We start from the raw sequence: 20,235 nt of genomic DNA on the forward strand, positions 1-20,235 counted from the left end.
GATCCTCCTTATAGTTCTATTTTTTGAGAAGTAGCTGCTAGCATTTTTGATCCGTCGAGCGGAACAGATCCGTCGAGAATCCAGTAATGATCCTTAATCAGTAAGCTGCCGCCCTGTTCAGTTTGGACATGTACTGGCAATCGGAACGTCATTTTCTTCTTGGTTTGATGCTGGAGCTGATTTTTTATGCGTAAAGTCAATGCCGCTCCTTGCTTCGTTTCATGTACCGCTCCAGTCATGACATAATTCATTCGGTATGTGTTCTCTGACTTATGCTGAAGCGGCATTCTCATCTTCAACGAATGCCGAAAACGAGCAGGTACATCGGTTGTCCCTCGTGTTCCGCTCAGATAAAACGACCCATTTAATAAAAATTCACCATTGAGTAAAATCGGAATATGATCGAAAAAACCCACTCTGCTTCGCAATGTGAGCCTCCCGTGATGATCATTTATTTCATGTACATCGGTATGATGAAATGCAGTGAATGTATAAGCCAAATGAGCTGGCTTTAACGTTTCAAGTAATTCTACAATATATCTAGTGTTTTGCAGATCATCTAGATTCACACGTAAGGCGAAATGGTAGCGATTGGTGGTCAGACGGATGATGGCACTTGGATTTTTCAGAAAACGATTCACCGATTTCTCTAAAGAAAGATACGTGATCGGTGGAATGTTTGACATCATATTGAGTAAGCGTGCTCTGCGAAGTTCAATGGAATCATCTGATTCTCGCTGCACCTTCAGCATTCTTTCCCATCTATTCAATCCCCATGTCGCTGTCAAAGGGAAGAACTGATCCGTTAAATCGAAAATGGATTCATCCAATTGCTCAAACTCTGGCGCTTCTGTTTTGAGCAGGTGATCGACTTCATAAATCTCTGTAAAATATGGCGGCAAGTAGTTTCTCATTTCATCTTGTTTGCTCAATAACCTTCACCTGCCTCAGACGCGGTATCTCAATGTCCTGTAACACTAAGTTTTTTGACTCCCCATTCAATAACACGTTTGCATAATCTGATACACTTTCTGAATGGTACAGAATGTCATTTAATGCGGACATTCGAATGGTACTCTTTTCAAATGCAATTGATTTCAACAGCGCTTTGACCTTTTCTTCTATTTCTTTCTGCGCTCCTTCAAGGGTCCAGTCCATTTGAAGTTCGACGGCTACTTCTATGTCAATGTCCAGCCATTTGGCGCTTTCGACGGTCGCTTTTGAACCAATAGGCGCTTGTCCTTCTCCTTCGCCTGGTACTGGGTCGATATATTCCTGTACTCTTTTAACAAGCAGATCTGATGCAACATCTAGATTGCCGTCTGTGATGACAATCTTGACTGTTCCTTCTCCATTCCAAAGCGGGAATACCTTCGCTCTGCCAACCCCTGTCACTTCCTCAGCCCATTTTTTATAATGCGCCTTGTTGGCACTGACAGCCTCTCGCCTAGCACGTATTAAGTAGCGATCATATAACGAAGCGTCATCTTCTTCCTCTTGTCCGGGTATTACCAAATCTTTCATGATAATTGATTCAAGCCCCGGGATTGTATCAAGTGAAAGCAGCGCCTGATCTGTTAATTGACCATTGCCGACTTTGCCAGGTGTCTCGCATTCTAGCGTGCCATCGTTCGAATATTGGAAATAGACGTCTTCAATAAAAAACCGTGAGCCAGCTGGGATGTTGATATCCTCCGGCTTAATAGCTGCGGACCAAACCGCTTTAGTCGCTGGTTTTCTTTCAATTCCTACTTCAGCGGCCCGCCGATCTAGAAACTCTCCTTGTGCTGTATCTGCAAAGACCAGCTCGAATACTTGATCAAGCCAAATATAGGACTGGGCCAGTTCAGCAGCAGCAGGTGCCAAGGCATTCCAAATGACGCTGTTTTCTCTTTTATCTATGTCATCTGGCAGTCTGTCTAGCATTCTTTCCATTAATGCTTCGTACGTTTGTTCCTCAAACATCGCTCTCCATCACCTCCTCTATTTCTAATGTGCCTTCATCTGTGACTATAGCTAGCTTGACATGAAACGAGTCATTTTCCTTTGTGACCTCTATCTCTTCAATATGATCAATCCGTTCGTCCACAATCAATGCTTCCTCTAGCAGCCTCGGAATCTCCATTTCTTTGTATTCATCCGTGGCTTCTGTATCCGTCAAGAGCTCCTGAATTTCAGTGCCAATGTCGTGGCTGTAAATAGGATGTGCATACCGCTCTGTCCTAAGTGTCATATAAACGAATTGACGAATTGCTTCAATGCCTGAAATGGTTTCACCTGTCAATCTGCCAGTTTCAACATCTATTCGATACGTCGTCGAGGTTTCCACCTCTTCGTCTTCTTCTGTTTCCTCAATTTCTTCCTCTGGTGAAAGTGCCACGTTCATCACCTCCCTTACAATTTGTCGATGATGTAGAAGGATTGCCCTCCTGCCATTGCCAGCACCATAATGCTGTCTCCCCTTTTCAGTTCATCATCCTCACCCTTATTTAGGCGCTTTGGCCAAATCAGTAATTCTTCCGGGATGATCAGTTTATGGTTTTCATTTAACCGGATGCTTACAGGAGAAACTGCCGTGACTTCTCCAATCACCAGATCAATTGGAGAGGCGGCGTCTACAGCATTCACTGCTAATCGTTTAATCGCTTCACTTAACCTCACGCTTGATCACCCTTTGGAATGGAATTTTTCTCAACGACATCAATTGTCATGGTGTGTTTCACTCCACTGAATTCATGTTTGTCTTGATCGATCCAGTACGTTTTTTTTACGTTGATTTCTGGGATTTTCAAATAGATTGGAAGACCGCTTTGCAGTTCAGGAATGCCTAGCGCTTGGATGCTTTTGACTTCTTGTTTCACGCCTTTTTTCTCTGCCAGCCGTACTTTGGCTCTTTTTTGCAGCTGCGGCTGGTTGATTTGCCCTGTAACCGTCTCAACATGCTGTAAAATACCGTATTTACTCTGACCTGCTTTATCCTGTTCGACCACTACAATCTCTGATTTGCTACCTTTTTTCTTATTTTTCCCCTGTTCATCCGCAGACGTGCGCAGCTTGACACGAGTGGCTGTTTCTTCAATCGAGGTGCTGTACTGATAGCCAATGAGATTGACACCTGATTCAATGACCCATACGTCCTCTGGATCTGGCCAAGCTCTCAGCCCCATCTTTCCTTTAGCAGAATAGATTTGATAGTTTCTGCCGGTTTGCCGCTTTGTCTCTTTTAATGCTTTCAGAATCATGTCATATAGGCTCGTATCGTTTTTAAACACTAGTGATTTTATGACATGACCTGTATTGGCGATGGAGGTCATGGGAATTTGAAAGTCAGCTCCAATCCGTCTCAAGATTTGATCTGCTCTTTGTTTTGAAAAAACATAGACATCTTGGTTTTTCACCAAATATTGAAGCATGTCGTATGCGGTAAAGGTCAGTTTCCCTTCAACAGGCGTCCGAGAAAACACAATGCCTCTGAACAGCTCTTTTCCTTTCCATTTAAAAAGAACCGTGTCCCCTTCTGAGACACGGTAATATGTTTGACTCCCTTGCTTTGTGATAATATTTGCTTGAATAGAGCGAGGGGCTTGATACCTTTGCCCCTGAAGTGTCACACTCTCTGTGACAAGCTCATACATGGTGCCGCTTCTGATAGCAAAAAGCTCGATCAATGCCAGCCCCCCTATTGTGGTATTTTTAACCTTTGTCCAGGGAAAATCCAATGCCCCGGCTGCTTAATATTGCGTTTGCTACGTTTAATCATCGCTAATTTGTTGGCATTCCAAATACGTCGCCATTTTGTACTGTCGCCATAAAACCTGCCTGAAATAGCCCATAGCGTATCCCCTTTTTTGACGGTGTACATTTTTGGCGGTGTTTTTGAAGGCCTTTTCTTTTTTGTTTGTTTTGCTTTTTTCTTTCGTTTAATTTTCCTAGGTGATGCGGTTTTGTATTCCTTTAACTCGATCGTAAATTCACGATCGCCAATATCATATGATCCTTCTTTATGGGTGAAGCTTTCAATGCTGCACGTCATATTGATTTTTGTCCCCGTTACAATCAACCGCACAGACTTCTTTGAACGCATCATTCGTTCTATTTTCGCTATCGCATTCTCCGGTGATGGAATGCTTTTATATTCAGCAATTGGCGAATATTTCTTAGGAAATAATGAAGTGAATGATACTTGCTTAGCCGATGGGACATCAATAAAGGTCAGTTCTCCAAAAGAGGCAACCTTTACCGTTTCATTTTGTACGTTATTTGTGATTTCAAGTTCGGATGGAAGGACAGGGAATCGCAACTTGTCCTTTCCTTGGGAAATCCACAATTGATACACTGATTTACCCATCAATCACGACCCCCTTCGTTCCTGTATGAAGCTCTACTTCCAGTTCATCTACGAGCATTTGTCTGATTTTTTCGACTAGCGATTGCTGATCTTGTCCATTATGGAAATGCTGATCCCCATTGAATTGAATGGTGATTTGTTTATTACTTGACGATGCTGTACGACTAGAAGACTGAGCTGAGGTGACTTGCTGCATTTGTGATTCTGGTAAAGGAGCAGACGCATTTGCTGGATCATATACTTGCATTCCAAGTGCCTTGGCTGCCTGCGTTAATAAATACCTTCCGCGTATGCCTCTTTCTTCAGGAATGATCCATTCGCGTTTGTTTCCTTCACCGACTCTAGCAACCTGCTCCTGAGTAATCAGTCCACCATTTGCGTAGCCTTTATAAGGCCCGCCTCTTCTCATACTTCGTAATCCCGGTGTATTGAAGACTGTTCCATATCTGCCCTTAATGTAGTTAATGGCTGCTACGGCATTATGAATTGGGTTCCAAATGTCATTCATGCCTTTGCCTTTATTGGAGTTAAACGTCGTTCCAATGGTTTGCATTAAGCCTTTAGAAGGCGTTCCCTTCTTGGCGTTAGAATCCCATAAGTTGATTGCTCTCGGATTTCCATTCGATTCATGCTGCGCAATGGTCATAAGTCCTGGAAGCCAGTTCATCGATGTGCCAGTTGCCATGAGAGCTGCCATGAGCCATTGCTGAACACTAAGACCTGAAGCCCCCATACCGCTGAAGGCACCGATTAATGAACCAGCCTGATTTTCAGCAAACTTTTTCACATCAACTGAGTCGAGTCCTTTGACGACACCGATCGATGCGAATTTCCCAAGACTCATCATGACGCGTGAAGGGGAATGAATATCTAATTCCTCTCTAAACGCCTGCTCTACTTTCTTCGCCATTTCTTTAGCGGCTTGTGTGACTTCACTTGCTTTTGAACGCATGCCACTGTTAAAGGCATCCATCATTCCTGAGCCCCAGCCTGGTGATTCTTGTTTTGCTTGTAGAAATGGTTGTTTGATGTGCTGATCTACGTATTGGCTAGTACCAACTGAAGTGGCATTTTGACCTGTGGCAAAACCACTAACCGTTCCAGAACCCCAAGTTGGCGATGCTGTCATCACTTGTTGGTATGGTGCTTTTACACGACTTTGCAAAAAGCTATCTGTTCCTGTTGGTGTCATCTGCTGACCATTCGCAAAAGCAGCAACTGTTTGCTGACCATACTTATTTGAGTCTGAGGTCAATTGACCAAAAGGCTGCTGAATATTCTTTTGCTTCCATTGATCAAGTGTAATCATTTTTTGATTTAATCCTTGTTCAAAATCCTTATTAAATTGCTCGCCTATGCTGGAGGCTTGAATGTTCCCAGTCATCGAGACCGATCCGTCTATTGAACCGACAGAAGATGATGAAGCTACTGCTGTAGGAGCTGGAGAGCTTGATACTTGATTTCCAGCTGCTCCGCTTGGCATAACAGACATCCCAAGATGAGAAGCAGCCTGAGCAAGCAGCATCTTCCCGCGCCCTCGGTTATTTTGAGTTGGAATGACAAATTCGTTACCTGCTTCACCGACCCATGATAAGGTTGGCTGGGTGATATAGCCGCCTGTGGCTTTTTTATCAGGGTCTCCAAAGACATGTTTCAATACAAAATCAACCCCACCGCCAGCCTTATTAAACAAATCTTTGACCCACCCAAACGCTTTAGAAAACCCATCACCAATAGCTTCTGCTACTTTTACAATCGGCTTTTGAATGTTGTCCTCAAACCATTTGGATAATCCATCCCATATATCTGTCACCACTTTATACGCTTCTTCGAACTTTTTCCCGAAACTGTCTTTAATGGTTCCTACGGTATCTACAAGTGGATTCCACACATTTTCCATAAACCATGACGATAAAGCTCCAAAGATTGATTGTATCTTTTTCCATGCATTTGATAATGCTGTCCAAATCCCTGTAGCGACTGTAACAACTGTACTGCTCAGTGGTGTCCAAACGTTTTCAATAAACCAACCTGCAACTGCACTGAACGTTTCTTGTATCCATGTCCAGGCATTGACTAGACTTGTCCAGATGGTTGTTGCTACCGTAACGACTGTGTCGCTGAGCGGTGTCCAAACGTTTTCGATAAACCAGCTTGCAACTGCCCTAAATGTTTCTTGAATCCATGTCCAGGCATTGACTAGATTTGTCCAGATGGTTGTTGCTACCGTAACGACTGTATCACTTAGTGGCGTCCATACGTTTTCGATAAACCAGCCTGCAACTGCACTAAATGTTTCTTGAATCCATGTCCAGGCATTGACTAGATTTGTCCAAATGGTCGTTGCTACTGTAGCGACTGTATCACTTAGTGGCGTCCATACATTTTCTGTGAACCAAGCCGCGACTGTTGACCAAACTTCGACAATTTGATTTTTGATTTCGATGGCTTTTTGGCCAATCTTTTCAAATCCGCCGCCATCAAACCATTTTCCAATTGTTTCACCGATAGATTCTCCGCCCATACTTCCAGCAATGCCGCCTACTAGACCGCCGATGGCTGTACCTACCCCTGGGACTACGCTTCCAATAGCTGCACCTGCTGCAGCACCTGCCATTCCGCCGGCGATGCCGCCTCCAGTCGTACCAATCTTTTCACCAGCATTCTCTTTGTTCATACCAATTAGATTTGTTGCACTAAGTACACTTCCTAGAATAGGTACTTTCTTTAATAATTTTCCGCTCCCTTTACCTATACTTTTCATTGCATTCCCTAATCCACTTAACCCCTTGCTACCTTTCACTAAACCCGTAAGTCCGCCAGCTGAAGCTGCGATACCCGCACCTTTCTTTAGTCCAGTAGGGATTTTTCCAAATAATTTACCTGCATTTGTTTTCAGTTTCCCTAATCTACTTGGAGGTCTTCTATTCATTTCGGCCCTTGATGTAGCATTTGGATTTCTTGTCTGTCTTGGTGAGCGACCATTTCGATTTTTAGTTTTAGTAGATCCTCCCCTGCTTAAACCTCTTGCACAGCAGGGGCAACAACTATTGCGAAACAAGCCTTTTCCACCTCGCGACTGAGGTTTCGTTTTGGGAGCTGGATTTGATGGTGTTGATGTTGGTGTTGATGTTGGTGCTGTTGTTGGTGCTGTTGTTGGTGCTGTTGTTGGTGCCTGAGTGGTACTTTCACTTGATTGATCACTTGCACCTAAGAGTCGATCTAATCCAGCCTTCACCAATTGATCTAGTTTTTCTTCAGGATTAAATTTAATTTTCTCTTTAATTCTTCCGATCACATCTTGCTTGTACTCTTCTATTTTATTTTCAACCCAAGGAAGTGCTTTTTCATCCCAAAACTTTCTAGGACTCAATTTTTCCTTCACTTTATCTGCAACGTCACCTGCATATTTTTGAATTTCACTTAATCCCTTATTGGCAAGGTTCTGGAGCCAGCTCTGTTTAGGATCTTCTGTTTTCACTGACGGACTAACAGCCTCAGGTTCTTTTTTTATGTTTTGTTCTTTCACAACCGACTCTGCTTGATCTCGTTTTTTCAACTTACTCTTTGCATTGTCTTGAACAGACACTCTGATTTCGTGTTTAGACATCGTCAAGCTTTTGAGCGTCTTTTTGATTCGTTGAATTGCAGCGGTGGCTTGGTCAACCATGTTTAATCTCATATAGTACGTTCTGTTCATGAGCTGAAAGATAGATTTTTTGATTGATGACATTTTACCTGACAATTGATCGTTTAGTTTAAACGTCAGCATAATGGGGCTTGTTCCCGCTTGCTTTAAACGATTTATGCTCGATTTAATGACATCTAATCCCTTCGCTTGAATGGATATGACCAAGTGATTCGGGAACATATTTAACTGATTGTTTAATGCTTTAAGATCACGATAGATTCCTTGATCCAGTCTCATGGAAATCACTGACATTTTCCGAAGCGATAAACTAAAGTTTCTTAATTTCTTGTCATCTATATCCAGGTTTATTTTCACCGGTTTTCTAAATGGTTTGAGCTGCTTCTCAAATGTTTGAAATCGTTTTTGTATGCGCAGCAGCTTCTTCGATACTTTGTCTTCTAATTCAAATCGTGCAGTGAGTTTCGCCAATTATTTCCCTCCTTTCTTTGCTTCTTTTTCTAGCATGTCGAGTTTGTAGCTGATGAGTCCAAATAGGAGTGCTTTGAATGGTCTTGGTGATTCGTATAAATCTAGGAGTTCAGATGGGGAATAGTGAAGCTCGTGCATGGCGTAATATAAAAACACGGCTTCCTTATCCCCATCTTTTATTAGTTTTTTGCTGCGTCTTCTAAATCTTCGATTTCGTCTTCGAATCCGTTGATTTCAATCGCTTTGTTTAACCAGTTTGCGTATTCACCGCCGACAGATAACACACGTTTTGCGACTTCAACTGGATCTTGTGTGCTGTAGGCTTCTCTTAATTCCTTCGAGCGGAAATCTGGATAAATAGTCGATTCAATGGCAATTCGTGCGTAGAAACGCTGGCTGTCTAAGTCCTTCACGCGGCCTCTGCCTTTGACATTCTTGAAGGTCGTGTTTTCTTTTTCCAGTTCATCAATGCGTTCAGTTGTAATGGCTTTAAAGACAAAAGGGATGACATTCCCTTTTTTATCAACAAAACGCTTAGAAATTGGTACTTTGACCTCTTCCGCTTCTACTGTTTGTCCTGGCATAAAAAATGAAAGATCAAATGTTTGTTTTTCGCTCATGTTTAAAAACTCCCTTTGTTATGTTTTTTTGAATGCAAAAAAGCACATCCATTTTTTGAATGTGCTTTCCAATCTTTTCATGTATAATCTAATTGTACAATTGAACGGCTTGCTCAAGGGTGTCTGGCTCATCCCCGATAGGAAGGGGGTGATGCCAATGTCAACATTTGAAGCGATTTCCCTAATGCTTTTATTCGGGATGTTTATCTTTACTTTGTTGACGTATATAGACAAAAAATAGACTCCCCTTGAGCTTTGGACGGTTGAAGGGAAAGTCTATCCTTAAAACTATCTAATTGATTAGCCAGCCCCTTGAGGGCCTCATTGTACATTGCCGGGATGTTGTCGCATCCTGGCTTCTTTTTATTGTATGCAAATCGCTTTGCATGTAAACACGTTTTCTTAATTACTACATTGTTTAAGGATTACAGTTAAGTGTAATTACAGAATCCGTAATTTGAATTCATTATAACATAACGATAATTTTCTCAACAAAGAAATGTTACTTTTTTTATCTCTTTTTAAAATGTATCTTTCAACTTCTCAGGAAGATCAAAGTCCTCAAACGTGAAAGGAACTTCTTCTTCAAGTGCTTCTGAATCGACATCCAGTCCAGCAATTTTAGCCGAATCAAAGTTGACATCGAATAACGTCACACGCTCTGTGCCTCTGCCTGATGATTTATCATCAATCACCGCTTGAAGAGTGAAATAAGGATCTTCCCCTTTTTTCACATAGTTGAGCATGAGTTGTACGAAACGTGAAGTGACTTTATAGAATGTTGCCGTTCCTGTTCCATTTGCCCCAGTTGTTTTATGACCCGTCATTCTTCGGCCCATCACGTTGACTTCTGATTTGTTTTTCTCCACGTTTGCTTCAAACGTTTTGATAAAGGCAAGCTCCTCACCTTCTAAGAAAAGACGACCCTCTTTACCTGAAATTGTATTTTGCGCTTTAAAAGCCATCTTACTTCACCTCCACATTGAAATAGAATTTTTCTGCTGCATCTACTGGTTGAACAGCTAGATCGATAATAAATCCATCACGATCTTCATTAAGACCGATCACGATATCTGTTTCTGAGTTAAAGCCTGTAATGCCGCTGCCATCTTGAAGCTGTGTGAGATACTGTGTAATCAGTGTTTTCACAAGCTGCACTCCATCATCAGATGCTGGGATGTCATTGCCATTGGCTTTGCGTAATTTAATCAGATTTTTTAATTCAAACGTTAAATCATTGTTGATGGCATCAAGCACACGAATGATTTTGTTTTTCGCCATTTGCTGATTCTTTTCAGCTGTGAAGCTTGTTAAAGAGTTAATATCTTTTTCAACACTCACCGTGCGGTCTCTCGCATCAAAAGTAAAGAGGAACTCCCCTTGTGATAATCGGTATTCTACTTGATCATTATCAAGGCGTTCTAATGTATCCACTGCTCCTTCGTATTCAACAAAGGTGAGTGACTGATTGAAGTTTGCACCTGCACTTGCCCCTGCAACCCAAGCTGTTGTTTGAGCAGGTGTTAGTTCTGTTCCATCTTCCAGCACAACACCGCTTGTCACATTAATGATGCCTTCTTGGTCAGCTGCATAGTTCGCCACAACGCCTTGCACCTTACGTCCTTGCTTATCACGTAGACGCTCGATAAATGAAGCGAAGGTTGCTTTTAATTGCTCACTATTATCGACTGGGAGCGCAATGACATCAAAGTATTCTGTTTCTGCTGCTTCTAGGAAAGCTGTATAATCTGCGACACTTGCCACACCGTTTTTCCCGCCGCTTAGTGCCACACCAGCCGTGATAACTGCTTCACCTTCACCAGAAAATTGAACATATTTGTTTTCTACAAGATCTTTGACATCCGTGACAACCTGCTTATCGACAATATCTGTTCCAAGATAAGTGATGACGTCACGTTTTGTGCTGTCGAGTACATTTTCTGCCACTTGGATAGTGATCTCATTTCCTTTTTGACCGCCATAATTGGCTGTGACCACAAATTTTTCTGCGATTTCCGCTTTGGCTTGTACCCCTTCGTTTAGGCGGTAAAGCAAGACAGTTTGTGCTTTTTTCTTTGCTTCACGGAAAAGAAGAAGAGACTTGTCATCAATGTTGAGTCCAACCTTTTTATTTAAGTCTTCCATATTGGAAACGGAAATAAAGGTTTTTGGTTCTCCCCAGCTCATCACAAGAGGAAGTGCCACCGTACCTCGATCGCCTAAAGTAATTCGCTGCTCTGCTGTTGTTTTAAAATTAAAGTAAATGCCAGGACGCTTTTTCTCTGTACCTGGTGTAAATGTGCCTCCGTTCATCCTTTAAACCTCCTTGGACAAAAAAGCATCAATGTGCTTTTTCGCTTCTGTTTTTGTAATTGGTTGATGTTTGATATAAAAAAGAGCACCTTCAAGGATTTCTGGTTTAACCCCAAAAAGATCCTTACTGTGCTCCTTTAAGGCTTCAAATGAAAAGCCAAATTCTTTTTCTTCGCCAGCTGTTTGAGCAGGCTCTGCTTTTTTAGTCTTGCTCACGTTTGATCACCCCATCTGAAAAGTTGATGTCTTCAAGGCTCGCTTGTTTGTCTCGGTTATACCAATAACTGCTATCCCACGTCAGGACAATCGCTGCTACGCCTTGATCTAACATTCTGGTTTCCACTCTTTTTATGCGGACATAATCATCAAGCACCTCTCCATCTTCACTCATCATCTGAATCATTTGACGATCAGCAAGCAATGCATCAACAATTATTTCTGCCGCGTCATGTGCTTTTTCTGAATCCATATGAAACACTTTCACTTGCAGCGAATAAGATTTCATAAATGTAGATACCGTATCTGGACCGCTGATGACTGTTACGGGCGGCACATAAACGGATGGCACTTGAAAACGCTCTGGCAAAAGTCGATCATACATTGTCACAGGAAAGTGTGTGTAAATATAATGCATGATTGCCCCGACTTCTTGATTCATTTCATCACCTCCCAAAATGTCGATCGAACCAGCTTTGAAGCTTTCGATCCAGCGACTGTTCAAACATTTGCTCATAGAGCATGACAGCATGATCCCAGTAGCCATTTCCATCTACCCATTGAGAGGCAAGCATCATTCCTGTCTTTGCATTCGGATCATATTCAAAGCGACTGCCAGCCCATCTGCCAGGCACCCATCTTCGCTCTCCACTTGAAGAAGTAGCATGTCCGTCATTGACATAGGAGGCATATTCAAGCTTCGTTCCCACTTCAAGTGTGAGACCACCTTTTGACATGAGAAAATGATTCTCCTTGTCTCCTTGCGTAAAGGAGCTTAGAAGCCGACCTGTATCGACAGCATTCTCCTTGATTAACTCATCCTGAATGATGTCCAAAAGCTCTAGACCCATGTCCTCTAGCCAATCTTGATATTCTGCTTTTAAGCCGCCGGCACACGCTGTTTCCAGCTGTGAAAGCAGCCGGTCAAGTCCATCAATTTTCATAGATTTTCCTTCCTGACTGCCATCACTTCAATGTGATGATTTTTCACTTTTTTGGGCTGCTGTAACTTAAGTGAGACGCCGTTCCACACCATTTTGTCATGCAGGCGAATATCACTTGCTAAAGGGAAATGGACAAGATAGGACTGATAAATCACTGTATTTGGCTCTTCTTGTACAAGTGACTGATTCTTTTCTATGACATAACAAGACAGATCTGTCAGGCTAGGCGCATCAGGATAGGAAAGAGTCATTTGTAAGTCATCAGCTGGAATCCCGAATTTTCCTCGGGAAGCCTCCTGATGTTCAAGGTGAAATAGATCACAGCGGTCTGTTAAGAGAGATTGATAACTCATAATGATCTCACCTTTAATTTGGTACTGCCGCGAGTTAATGATGGTTCAATGTAATCGACAAGCAGGGCATATACATAAGGTTTGCCTTTTACTTGATCAGCTGCCTTCGCATATGAATAATCACCCATTTTTTCTGACGTAAAGCCCTTCATCATAGATTCATCATCATTCAACATGGCAAAATATTGGGCCATCTTTAATAATGCGATTCTTGCTTTTTCAGGGAGTGGCTGATATTTTTCGCTTGAGAAATCATGACCTACGATTTGAAATACCGCAGCTTCTGCTTCGATAATATCTGCTGTCAGTCTTTCTACAGATCGATTTTTCACACGCTCAAATACAGAATAGGCTTGCAGTTCTTCAGGAGAAATAATCATGGCCTGATGTCACCTACTCTTTCACTTTCATCACTTTTGCTACAGCATCCTCTTCCTCAAATTTGCTGTCTAGCTTCGCTGTTAGGACAATAATAAATTTACGTCTGCGAATATCTTTTTCTACTTCAATTCGAATATGACGAGAAAAACCTACGATAATATTTTTAGGGTGTGTCAGCAAAATATCTGATACGTCTGTTCCCGCTTCGTCATATGGCTGCATATTGGCAAGACCTTTGACCGGCACACCGAATGCAGAAGAAAGTCCGCCTTGAATCACCGCATCTCCGAGAGTTGTCTGACGGTTTGCTACTTGATCCTTCCACTCCACCTCTAAACTTGGAGATGTGTAGAAACGGAAATCCTGAGGTACACGTAAATATTTTGACGGCATCGCTTTATAGGCTTGTTTCAACATTTGGCGGCTAATTTCCGCTCCATTGGCATCCACAATATGAGATACTGCTTGTTTTCTGACGCCATCCATTTGGGCTAAAAACGGATCTGCTGAAGTCGTATCCCCATTGACGATGAGCTCTTCAATATCAACGGCCGCTCGTTCAGCAAGCATTTGCATAATGGTCTGCTGAATTCCGTCTTTTTCAATATTGTTTTCAATGCTGTCGTAGGTCATATGAATTTCTGCAATGACCTCTTTTGCATTTAGCTGGACAGTGCTTGTCGCTGGGACAACACGGTCTTTCGCATCAAGCGCTTTGCCTTCCTCTGCCGGGCGCAAAATACGCTGGCCAAAGCCGATTTTTTCGATTTTTTGTGAATCACTTTCCATCGGAATGATGCGTGCATCATTTAAAACGGTTGGTGTGTTTTGCATCATTCTAATGAATGTGTTGGATTGGGTTGCGTTCATGAGACCGCCGGTTTTTAAGCTGGCAAGTGTCATTTCAGCCTTACGAATCAACTCTTGATTTCTCACACTGTTTCCTCCTTATTTCGGCTTATAGTAAGCCATCCCATATGGGTTTTGTCGTGTCGTTTTGTGTATCGTGGATTGTTTGTTTTGATATGCCCCTTGCCTTTTCAAGCATGTGAATCCGCTCTGAAATAGGCAAAAGCTGCTGCTGAAGCACTTCCTGCATTGCTGCTTTTTCTCTGCTAGCTGATTTCTCTAAGGAAGAGAGCTGATGACGAATCGGTGCAACGACTTGCTCGAGCACTTTTTGGACAGGTTCTTCCCCTGTTTGTTCTGTTTCCTGCTTTTCAGCCTGCTGCAAGACGTTTTCGATGGCCTTTTTTGCTTTTTCGAGCTCTCGCACTTGATCCGTCGTCAAAGCGGCCTCTTCTTTTTGTACGTCTGCTTGCCTTTCACCAATCGTTTGAAGTACATCCTCTGTCTTCAGGATGTCCTGCATGATTGGAATGAGCTGTTCTAAGGCCGCTCTTACATCCGCCTCATCACCATCACTTGACTGTAAGGTTTCCAGCAGATGGTCTAAAATGTTCCAAAATGGTTGTGACATGTTTTCACCTTCCTCTTTTAAAAAGAAATTTTTCAGCAAAGAAAAAAGCCCTCTCTCATTTGTGTCTTGAGATAGAAACTGATCTTGTTCTTCTATGGCGACGATGTCCGCCGTTCCGGCCATTGAGTAGCCTGTAATGTGGCCTTTTTGAATTTGATCCCAAATCTCTTGGGAAGCCTTTGTCACAAGCACCCAAGATCCTTTGCGAATCAGCTCCCCGCCCACTTCAACATCAGCCGGAGCAATATATGATTCAACCACTTCGCCAACACCATCTTGAAAATCATGCTGCTTGTCAATATGACGGGCATCCTTCATAAAGCCGTGTGCCGCTCTTTCAATTTCCTTCGCTGTCATAAAGTCTTGATGTGCATCAGGCGTATTCGGCTCATACACGACACCGTACACGAGGCGATGAGCATCTTCTGCCTTTGTCAGGACACTGACCTCTTTTTGAAAGTCAGGCTGCTTTTTCTTTGCTTTCATCAAAAAGAATTTCCTCTTGTTCGCTGCTTTGTCCACGTAGGAAACATGCGTAATTTTAGCGTTTTTTAGTTCTCTTGGCATATGTTCACCCCCTTTCAAAAAAGCGCACCCGCTTCTGTTTATTTCGTCAGCTGGTCCGGCTCTGGTTGAGGCTTTTCTTCAGCTGATTTCATGCGGCTTTCTAAAGGGCGGTGATACAGTTCCTCAGGCCATTCCTCTAGCGTTTTTCCGAGGATTCTTCCTGCTAGATCGCGCAAATCGTTTGGTGACACTGCTCCCGCCTGAATAAATGGTGTCAGTACTTTGGCAATCTCTAATGGGTCTCTAAAATCAGGACCATTTAATAGAAAACGGACATGCCACATATCAAGATCCGGTAGGAAAAGCGTATTGAGTTTTCCTGTGATGAGATGTCGTTCCGGCTGAAATACTTGCTCTTCTGTTGTTTTACGCGCGGTATCTGCTGTCGCTTTGTTATAGTCTTGAGACTCACCTGTGTAAATTGGCGGAAGGCGAAACGCCGAGCGGATTTTGTTTCTTGTTTTTTCATCGTATTCTAAAAAGAGCGCATCTTCTTGCAGGATCTCGGCTAGAGATTTGAAGTTTACTTTGACATTTGAGACATCTTCTTCTCCGGTTAACCCTTTTTCTGTCGGCAGACCTTCAACTTCAAGCAATAGAAATTTATGTGCATGATCAGATCCTTCAATATCGTCCATATAATCTTGAAGCTGCTGATAAGAGGATTCTGACAGCATCCCATTTTCGACAATGATGGCACCTGGTACATGCCGTCCTTGTTTAAAATAAAGATAGTTCAGTTCCTCTGCCTTGCGTGCTCCGTACATATTGACGATGTTGCCAATCCAGCGGGGAATCCCATACGTTCCGCTGCCAATTTTAAAATGAATTACTTCTGTTGCGCGAAGCGGCTCTGGTGTGGTGTCATCGTACTTGCCTGTTTCACAGTGCAAAATGCGCGGATCACCATACTCCTTGAAGAAAACTTTCTTTTCGTTGATCACCTGCACATATTTGCGGAATCGTTTCTTTCGATTCATTGTTCTTAATTCGCCATTTTCTGTGTAACTGAATTCAACGTCGACTGGCTCACTAAGCTTGCAAATGCGGATATGGAGCGCATCTAAATACTCGATTCCGGCCGGCTTTCCTTGTCCATCTCTCAGCACCTCTAAAAAGCCATTGCCCGTTTTCTCTCGGTCTTCGAGGACATAGCCAAGAATCACATCAGCGGACTCATCATAGTTCATGTACTTCGTAAACTCTTCAAGTCTTGTCCATTCCTTTTCTGCGGCTTTCTTTTTTGCCGGTTTTACACCTTCTGCATTAAAGTCAAAGGCATATTCCACCCCAAACCCAAAACCCAAAATATTCGTTTTGTACGCATCAATACATTGCTGAAGAATGGTTGAATATTCTGCCATGCTTTTTAATTCATTGATGTTGTAAGGCGGGGGCACAATGTCATCTTTTTCATAGGAAAATTCATCTGCATACATTTGTTTTGTATGATCAGACATGTTTGCCTTCATAATCGTTGCTTTCAATTGTTTCATTGTATGGACCTCCTCTCTCTGTTTGGACGGACACGCTCCGAGGCGGTCTGTTTCAAGTCCGTCACTTCATAATCATCCAGCGCATACCAGATCGCTGATAATGTATGCGGATCGATTTGAAATGCATCTTCCTCTAAACGTCCATCCTTATCTGCCTTATAGGTCAGTGATTGAAGTTCATAGATTGTGTATGGACAAGCATCAGAGCAAATGATTTTCTTAAACCGTTTGATCTTTTTCGTATATTGCAAACGCGAGCCTTGGAACTTATGTGCTGCCACCATTTGAAATCCGCGCTGCCGAAAATAGTGAATGGTTTTAGGCTCGGCTGCATCGGCTTTGATGAGTTCCTTTGATTCAATGAACTCTTTTAGGTCAACAGCTGTTTCATCATCTGTTTTCCCGCGGTCGTAATATTCCCAGTAAATATATAAGTACTTTTTTTCATGGTCGACGGCTAATCGAATGAGCGCATTGTATGATTTAACAAATCCAAAATCCATGCCTGCTCGTTTTAGCGGCCGGTCAATCTGCTGAATGGCTTCTAATACATCAGAATGACTTCTCACCTCAAATTGAGGAAAAACCTTTGTGCCGTTGATGCCGAAATAGCCCTTCCTCGCAATTCGATAGAGGTCTGGGTCGTATTCTTTCAGCTCATCCAGCTGCTCCACATAGCTTTTAGGGAGAAATAGGTTATCTTCCGCTGTGGAGTGATGATAGTACGTATCCTTGATCACAACGGTGCGTTTTTTGTATAAGGTTTCGTCATCTAGGACAAATCGCTTCAGCTGTTCATCTCGAAAGAAATGTCTGTACGTCCAATTATCTTGACCAACAGGATTGGTCGATAACATCATATAAAGCGGTAAGGACGGGTGCCTCAGCCTTCCAAGCAGCTCTTTAAAGCCTTCATAAGAAACCTCTGAACACTCCTCAATCCAAATCATCGAGATGTTGTTAATCGATTTCAATTTCTCAGGCTTGTCCAGCCCTTTGAATAAGATGCTGCTGCCATTTCGAAACGTCAAGGCAAGCGGCGAACTGCGGCATTTCACCACATGATCGATGCCAAGATCGCTGACGATCTCTTGTAAGAGAGAAAAGGTTGATTCGCGGTGCGTATCATATACTTCTCGAATGACAAGTGCTGTCCGTTTTTCTTCCAGCAGCTTTAAAATGAGTTTTAACGCAATGTGATAGCTTTTCGAGGAGCCGTAGCCGCCTACTAAAAATTGAAACTTTTGATTCCAATCGAATAGAAAGTGTTCAAAGTGAGGATTGACTTCTTTTTCAATCAATGGCGTCATGAGTTATCCTCTTTTCGCTTGATCATGATGTGAAGATCTTCCTCTTTTTCTTCGCGCACTGCTTTTTTTGTTTTTTCGATGGTCAGTTCAATTTGCTTTAGCCTTAATCTTCGTTCATCCTTCGCATGTGCAAGCTCTTCAAACTGTTTAATGAGACGCCTGAGCTCTCCCATTGCACGGGATTGGGCATTTAAAAAGGTGGCATGCCGATCCCATGAAAATTGAAACGAATATTCTTCTGTGCTGATTTCTTGTTCTGACTGAATGCCTTCTACTGTTTCTTCTAATGAAGAAGGCATGTATGCTGCCTTTTTCAGCTCTTTGATCATGTCATCTTGATCTGACACATACATGATTCGCTGCGCCCGAATAATGGCAGCATATTGAATTTGAATTTGATCCCAGATTAAATCAAGCGATGTACGCCCGCCCATTTTCTCCATGATTTCAATTGTTTCATCTGAAAGAAACTGATTGAAGATCGAGTGTGCCTGCTTTGACGAACCTTTTTGCCTTTGCCATCCGTATCGTCTTTTCCAAGATTTCACGGTATGGATCGAGACATTGTAATGATCAGCAATTTGCTGGTACGTCATCCCTTTCATATAATCTTGCTTGGCTCCTATCCGTTTATCTTTCATTTACATTCACCTGCCGCCTCCTTTTAATTCGAACGATTTCCTGTGAAGGAATCATTTGTGTAGGGCTAGCAAACTTCCGTTTGGTCTTTCTAACTATAGGTGGCAACTGTAAGACAAGTGTTGCTCCATTTATTTTGTAAAAGAAAAAACGCCTATTCAGCTGCTTCGAATAGGCGTTCTTGTACTTTCTTGGACATCTTTGTCCGAGCTCTCTCCATATGTTTTTGGACAGTTCCTTTTTTCACATCCAGCATAATCGCAATCTCGCTAAACGATAATCCTTGTGTTGTGTGCATGAAGAATACGTCCTTTTCTCGATCCGTTAAAACGGACAAGGCTTCGTCAATTCGTTTCTTGTCCCGCTTACTGAATTCTTTTTCATTTTCTTGGATGAGTGTATATTCATGTGATAAAGCCTCTAACACTTCTGGATTTGCTAGAATGGTGCGCTGATAGACTGAACGTCTGTCTAATCCTCTGCGTGCGCCTGGCTCTCTTCCAATTTGAAGCCATTCTACTACGTATTCGAGATCGCTCACCATACTGGCGATCATTTTTTTATCATGCTTGTCTTGAACGGACAGCTGATGTTCTTCTTTTTCTTTAAATGGTTCATATTGTTTTCTAGCATCCTTTAATGCTCGTTTGTATTCAATGAGTAAATCTTGCATATTGGCTCTCTCCCTTTTTTAAGAAAATAAAAAACGGACACCAATCAGTCCCCTTTTCATAGGGTCTTGATCAGTGTCCGCAGGCTTTCCGTCTTGGACGTATGATGTTGTGATCTGTTCAGTGATCTAGCTGATTTTAAAACCAATCTCGTGATCTACTCTTGCAAAATGACCTTTTGCCGTTTGGATAATGGTTTTTCCATGTTCAGGTACATCTATCTGATAAGCTGTTCCTACATTCCCATCTAATACGATGACTTGAATTTTTCCTGTTTCCATCTCACCGACAAATGTCTGGTTTTCTTGAATGAATAATTGTTTTGGCTCGTTCATATGCTTGTCTCCTTAATTGATGAGGACTTAGTGCCATCACCTATCGTATTTAAAATGATTTCAATTCTTGGACGCATACTATAAAACTGGGAAACTCTTAAATCAACGATCTGTAGAGGGGCCCTATCCGCAATAGAATGAAGTGCTTCTTGAATATGGTGTAGTCGTGGCTGAAAGATGCTGACGTTCACTGGGCGTATCAAACCTTTTTCTGCGTATGTACGCTTGATTTGACAGTCAGCTATGTCAAGCGGCATGTCGTCAAATAAACGAATCTCGAGTGATAGTGCGTCTTTTATTTTATGTGGGCATTGCGCTTTGGCAGCTGCTCGTATTCTTTTTATCAATGTATCTTTTGTTAACAATAACTCTGTCTCAATGATGAAATGGATGACCATGTTATGATCTCCCGTCATCCTTTTCCCACTGACGGATGTTTTGT

General features: G+C 42.3%; 24 protein-coding genes. All 24 read right to left on the reverse strand.

Annotated elements, in window-relative coordinates; all coding sequences use genetic code 11:
- Window positions 1–8 precede the first annotated feature (8 nt).
- Window positions 9–932: a YmfQ family protein gene (locus MHH54_RS14225; protein ID WP_342500357.1), complete on the reverse strand. Its 924-nt coding sequence runs from the start codon at window positions 930–932 to the stop codon at window positions 9–11.
- Window positions 916–1,965: a baseplate J/gp47 family protein gene (locus MHH54_RS14230; protein WP_113387316.1), complete on the reverse strand. Its 1,050-nt coding sequence runs from the start codon at window positions 1,963–1,965 to the stop codon at window positions 916–918. The genes MHH54_RS14225 and MHH54_RS14230 overlap by 17 nt, the downstream gene beginning before the upstream one ends.
- Window positions 1,958–2,380, reverse strand: a complete 423-nt coding sequence (locus tag MHH54_RS14235; protein WP_012011034.1) for a DUF2634 domain-containing protein — start codon at window positions 2,378–2,380, stop codon at window positions 1,958–1,960. Before MHH54_RS14235 ends, MHH54_RS14230 begins: the two co-directional genes overlap by 8 nt.
- Before the next feature lie 14 nt (window positions 2,381–2,394).
- A complete protein-coding gene (locus MHH54_RS14240; RefSeq protein ID WP_106029232.1) occupies window positions 2,395–2,661 on the reverse strand; it encodes a DUF2577 family protein in 267 nt (88 codons plus the stop codon).
- On the reverse strand, window positions 2,658–3,668 hold the full coding sequence (locus MHH54_RS14245; protein ID WP_044140764.1) for a hypothetical protein: 1,011 nt from the start codon (window positions 3,666–3,668) through the stop codon (window positions 2,658–2,660). Before MHH54_RS14245 ends, MHH54_RS14240 begins: the two co-directional genes overlap by 4 nt.
- Window positions 3,669–3,679: 11 nt before the next feature.
- Window positions 3,680–4,348 (reverse strand): LysM peptidoglycan-binding domain-containing protein, encoded by a 669-nt coding sequence (locus MHH54_RS14250; protein ID WP_003213616.1) that lies wholly within the window; start codon window positions 4,346–4,348, stop codon window positions 3,680–3,682.
- Window positions 4,341–8,468 (reverse strand): transglycosylase SLT domain-containing protein, encoded by a 4,128-nt coding sequence (locus tag MHH54_RS14255; protein WP_342500358.1) that lies wholly within the window; start codon window positions 8,466–8,468, stop codon window positions 4,341–4,343. Before MHH54_RS14255 ends, MHH54_RS14250 begins: the two co-directional genes overlap by 8 nt.
- Window positions 8,469–8,606 (reverse strand): hypothetical protein, encoded by a 138-nt coding sequence (locus tag MHH54_RS14260; protein WP_088002055.1) that lies wholly within the window; start codon window positions 8,604–8,606, stop codon window positions 8,469–8,471.
- 41 nt (window positions 8,607–8,647) lie between these two features.
- Window positions 8,648–9,088 (reverse strand): phage portal protein, encoded by a 441-nt coding sequence (locus MHH54_RS14265; protein WP_008344099.1) that lies wholly within the window; start codon window positions 9,086–9,088, stop codon window positions 8,648–8,650.
- Window positions 9,089–9,609: 521 nt separating this feature from the next.
- Window positions 9,610–10,053 carry a phage tail tube protein gene (locus tag MHH54_RS14270; protein WP_106029234.1) on the reverse strand — a complete coding sequence of 148 codons (444 nt, stop codon included), beginning with the start codon at window positions 10,051–10,053 and terminating at the stop codon, window positions 9,610–9,612.
- Window position 10,054: 1 nt separating this feature from the next.
- Window positions 10,055–11,401, reverse strand: coding sequence for a phage tail sheath family protein (locus MHH54_RS14275; RefSeq protein WP_050944006.1), 1,347 nt, complete (start codon window positions 11,399–11,401; stop codon window positions 10,055–10,057).
- A 3-nt stretch (window positions 11,402–11,404) separates the two neighbouring features.
- Window positions 11,405–11,617 carry a hypothetical protein gene (locus tag MHH54_RS14280; RefSeq protein WP_003212736.1) on the reverse strand — a complete coding sequence of 71 codons (213 nt, stop codon included), beginning with the start codon at window positions 11,615–11,617 and terminating at the stop codon, window positions 11,405–11,407.
- Window positions 11,604–12,059, reverse strand: a complete 456-nt coding sequence (locus MHH54_RS14285; RefSeq protein ID WP_050944007.1) for a hypothetical protein — start codon at window positions 12,057–12,059, stop codon at window positions 11,604–11,606. Before MHH54_RS14285 ends, MHH54_RS14280 begins: the two co-directional genes overlap by 14 nt.
- Window positions 12,060–12,063: 4 nt before the next feature.
- Window positions 12,064–12,561: an HK97 gp10 family phage protein gene (locus tag MHH54_RS14290; RefSeq protein WP_050944008.1), complete on the reverse strand. Its 498-nt coding sequence runs from the start codon at window positions 12,559–12,561 to the stop codon at window positions 12,064–12,066.
- On the reverse strand, window positions 12,558–12,914 hold the full coding sequence (locus MHH54_RS14295; protein WP_342500359.1) for a YqbH/XkdH family protein: 357 nt from the start codon (window positions 12,912–12,914) through the stop codon (window positions 12,558–12,560). Before MHH54_RS14295 ends, MHH54_RS14290 begins: the two co-directional genes overlap by 4 nt.
- Window positions 12,911–13,294, reverse strand: coding sequence for a DUF3199 family protein (locus tag MHH54_RS14300; RefSeq protein WP_106029236.1), 384 nt, complete (start codon window positions 13,292–13,294; stop codon window positions 12,911–12,913). Before MHH54_RS14300 ends, MHH54_RS14295 begins: the two co-directional genes overlap by 4 nt.
- 13 nt (window positions 13,295–13,307) lie before the next feature.
- Window positions 13,308–14,231, reverse strand: a complete 924-nt coding sequence (locus MHH54_RS14305) for a phage major capsid protein (protein ID WP_095117868.1) — start codon at window positions 14,229–14,231, stop codon at window positions 13,308–13,310.
- A 22-nt stretch (window positions 14,232–14,253) separates the two neighbouring features.
- Complete coding sequence (locus MHH54_RS14310; protein WP_003212716.1) at window positions 14,254–15,342, reverse strand: XkdF-like putative serine protease domain-containing protein; 1,089 nt, start codon at window positions 15,340–15,342, stop codon at window positions 14,254–14,256.
- Window positions 15,343–15,380: 38 nt separating this feature from the next.
- Window positions 15,381–16,838: a phage portal protein gene (locus MHH54_RS14315; RefSeq protein WP_003212960.1), complete on the reverse strand. Its 1,458-nt coding sequence runs from the start codon at window positions 16,836–16,838 to the stop codon at window positions 15,381–15,383.
- Window positions 16,835–18,136, reverse strand: coding sequence for a PBSX family phage terminase large subunit (locus MHH54_RS14320; protein ID WP_162013623.1), 1,302 nt, complete (start codon window positions 18,134–18,136; stop codon window positions 16,835–16,837). Before MHH54_RS14320 ends, MHH54_RS14315 begins: the two co-directional genes overlap by 4 nt.
- Window positions 18,137–18,144: 8 nt before the next feature.
- Window positions 18,145–18,789 carry a phage terminase small subunit gene (terS, locus tag MHH54_RS14325; protein ID WP_169055585.1) on the reverse strand — a complete coding sequence of 215 codons (645 nt, stop codon included), beginning with the start codon at window positions 18,787–18,789 and terminating at the stop codon, window positions 18,145–18,147.
- A 152-nt stretch (window positions 18,790–18,941) separates the two neighbouring features.
- Window positions 18,942–19,460 carry a sigma-70 family RNA polymerase sigma factor gene (locus MHH54_RS14330; RefSeq protein ID WP_342500360.1) on the reverse strand — a complete coding sequence of 173 codons (519 nt, stop codon included), beginning with the start codon at window positions 19,458–19,460 and terminating at the stop codon, window positions 18,942–18,944.
- Window positions 19,461–19,586: 126 nt separating this feature from the next.
- The gene (locus tag MHH54_RS14335) at window positions 19,587–19,793 is read right to left on the reverse strand and encodes an XtrA/YqaO family protein (RefSeq protein ID WP_012011053.1); all 207 of its coding nucleotides are present in this window, start codon (window positions 19,791–19,793) and stop codon (window positions 19,587–19,589) included.
- Entirely contained in the window at window positions 19,790–20,191 is a 402-nt protein-coding gene (locus MHH54_RS14340; RefSeq protein WP_342500920.1) for a holliday junction resolvase, read from the reverse strand. Before MHH54_RS14340 ends, MHH54_RS14335 begins: the two co-directional genes overlap by 4 nt.
- Window positions 20,192–20,235 lie beyond the last annotated feature (44 nt).

Origin of the sequence: Bacillus sp. FSL K6-4563 (genome assembly GCF_038630405.1) — a bacterium.
Taxonomy (GTDB): Bacteria; Bacillota; Bacilli; order Bacillales; family Bacillaceae; genus Bacillus; species Bacillus pumilus.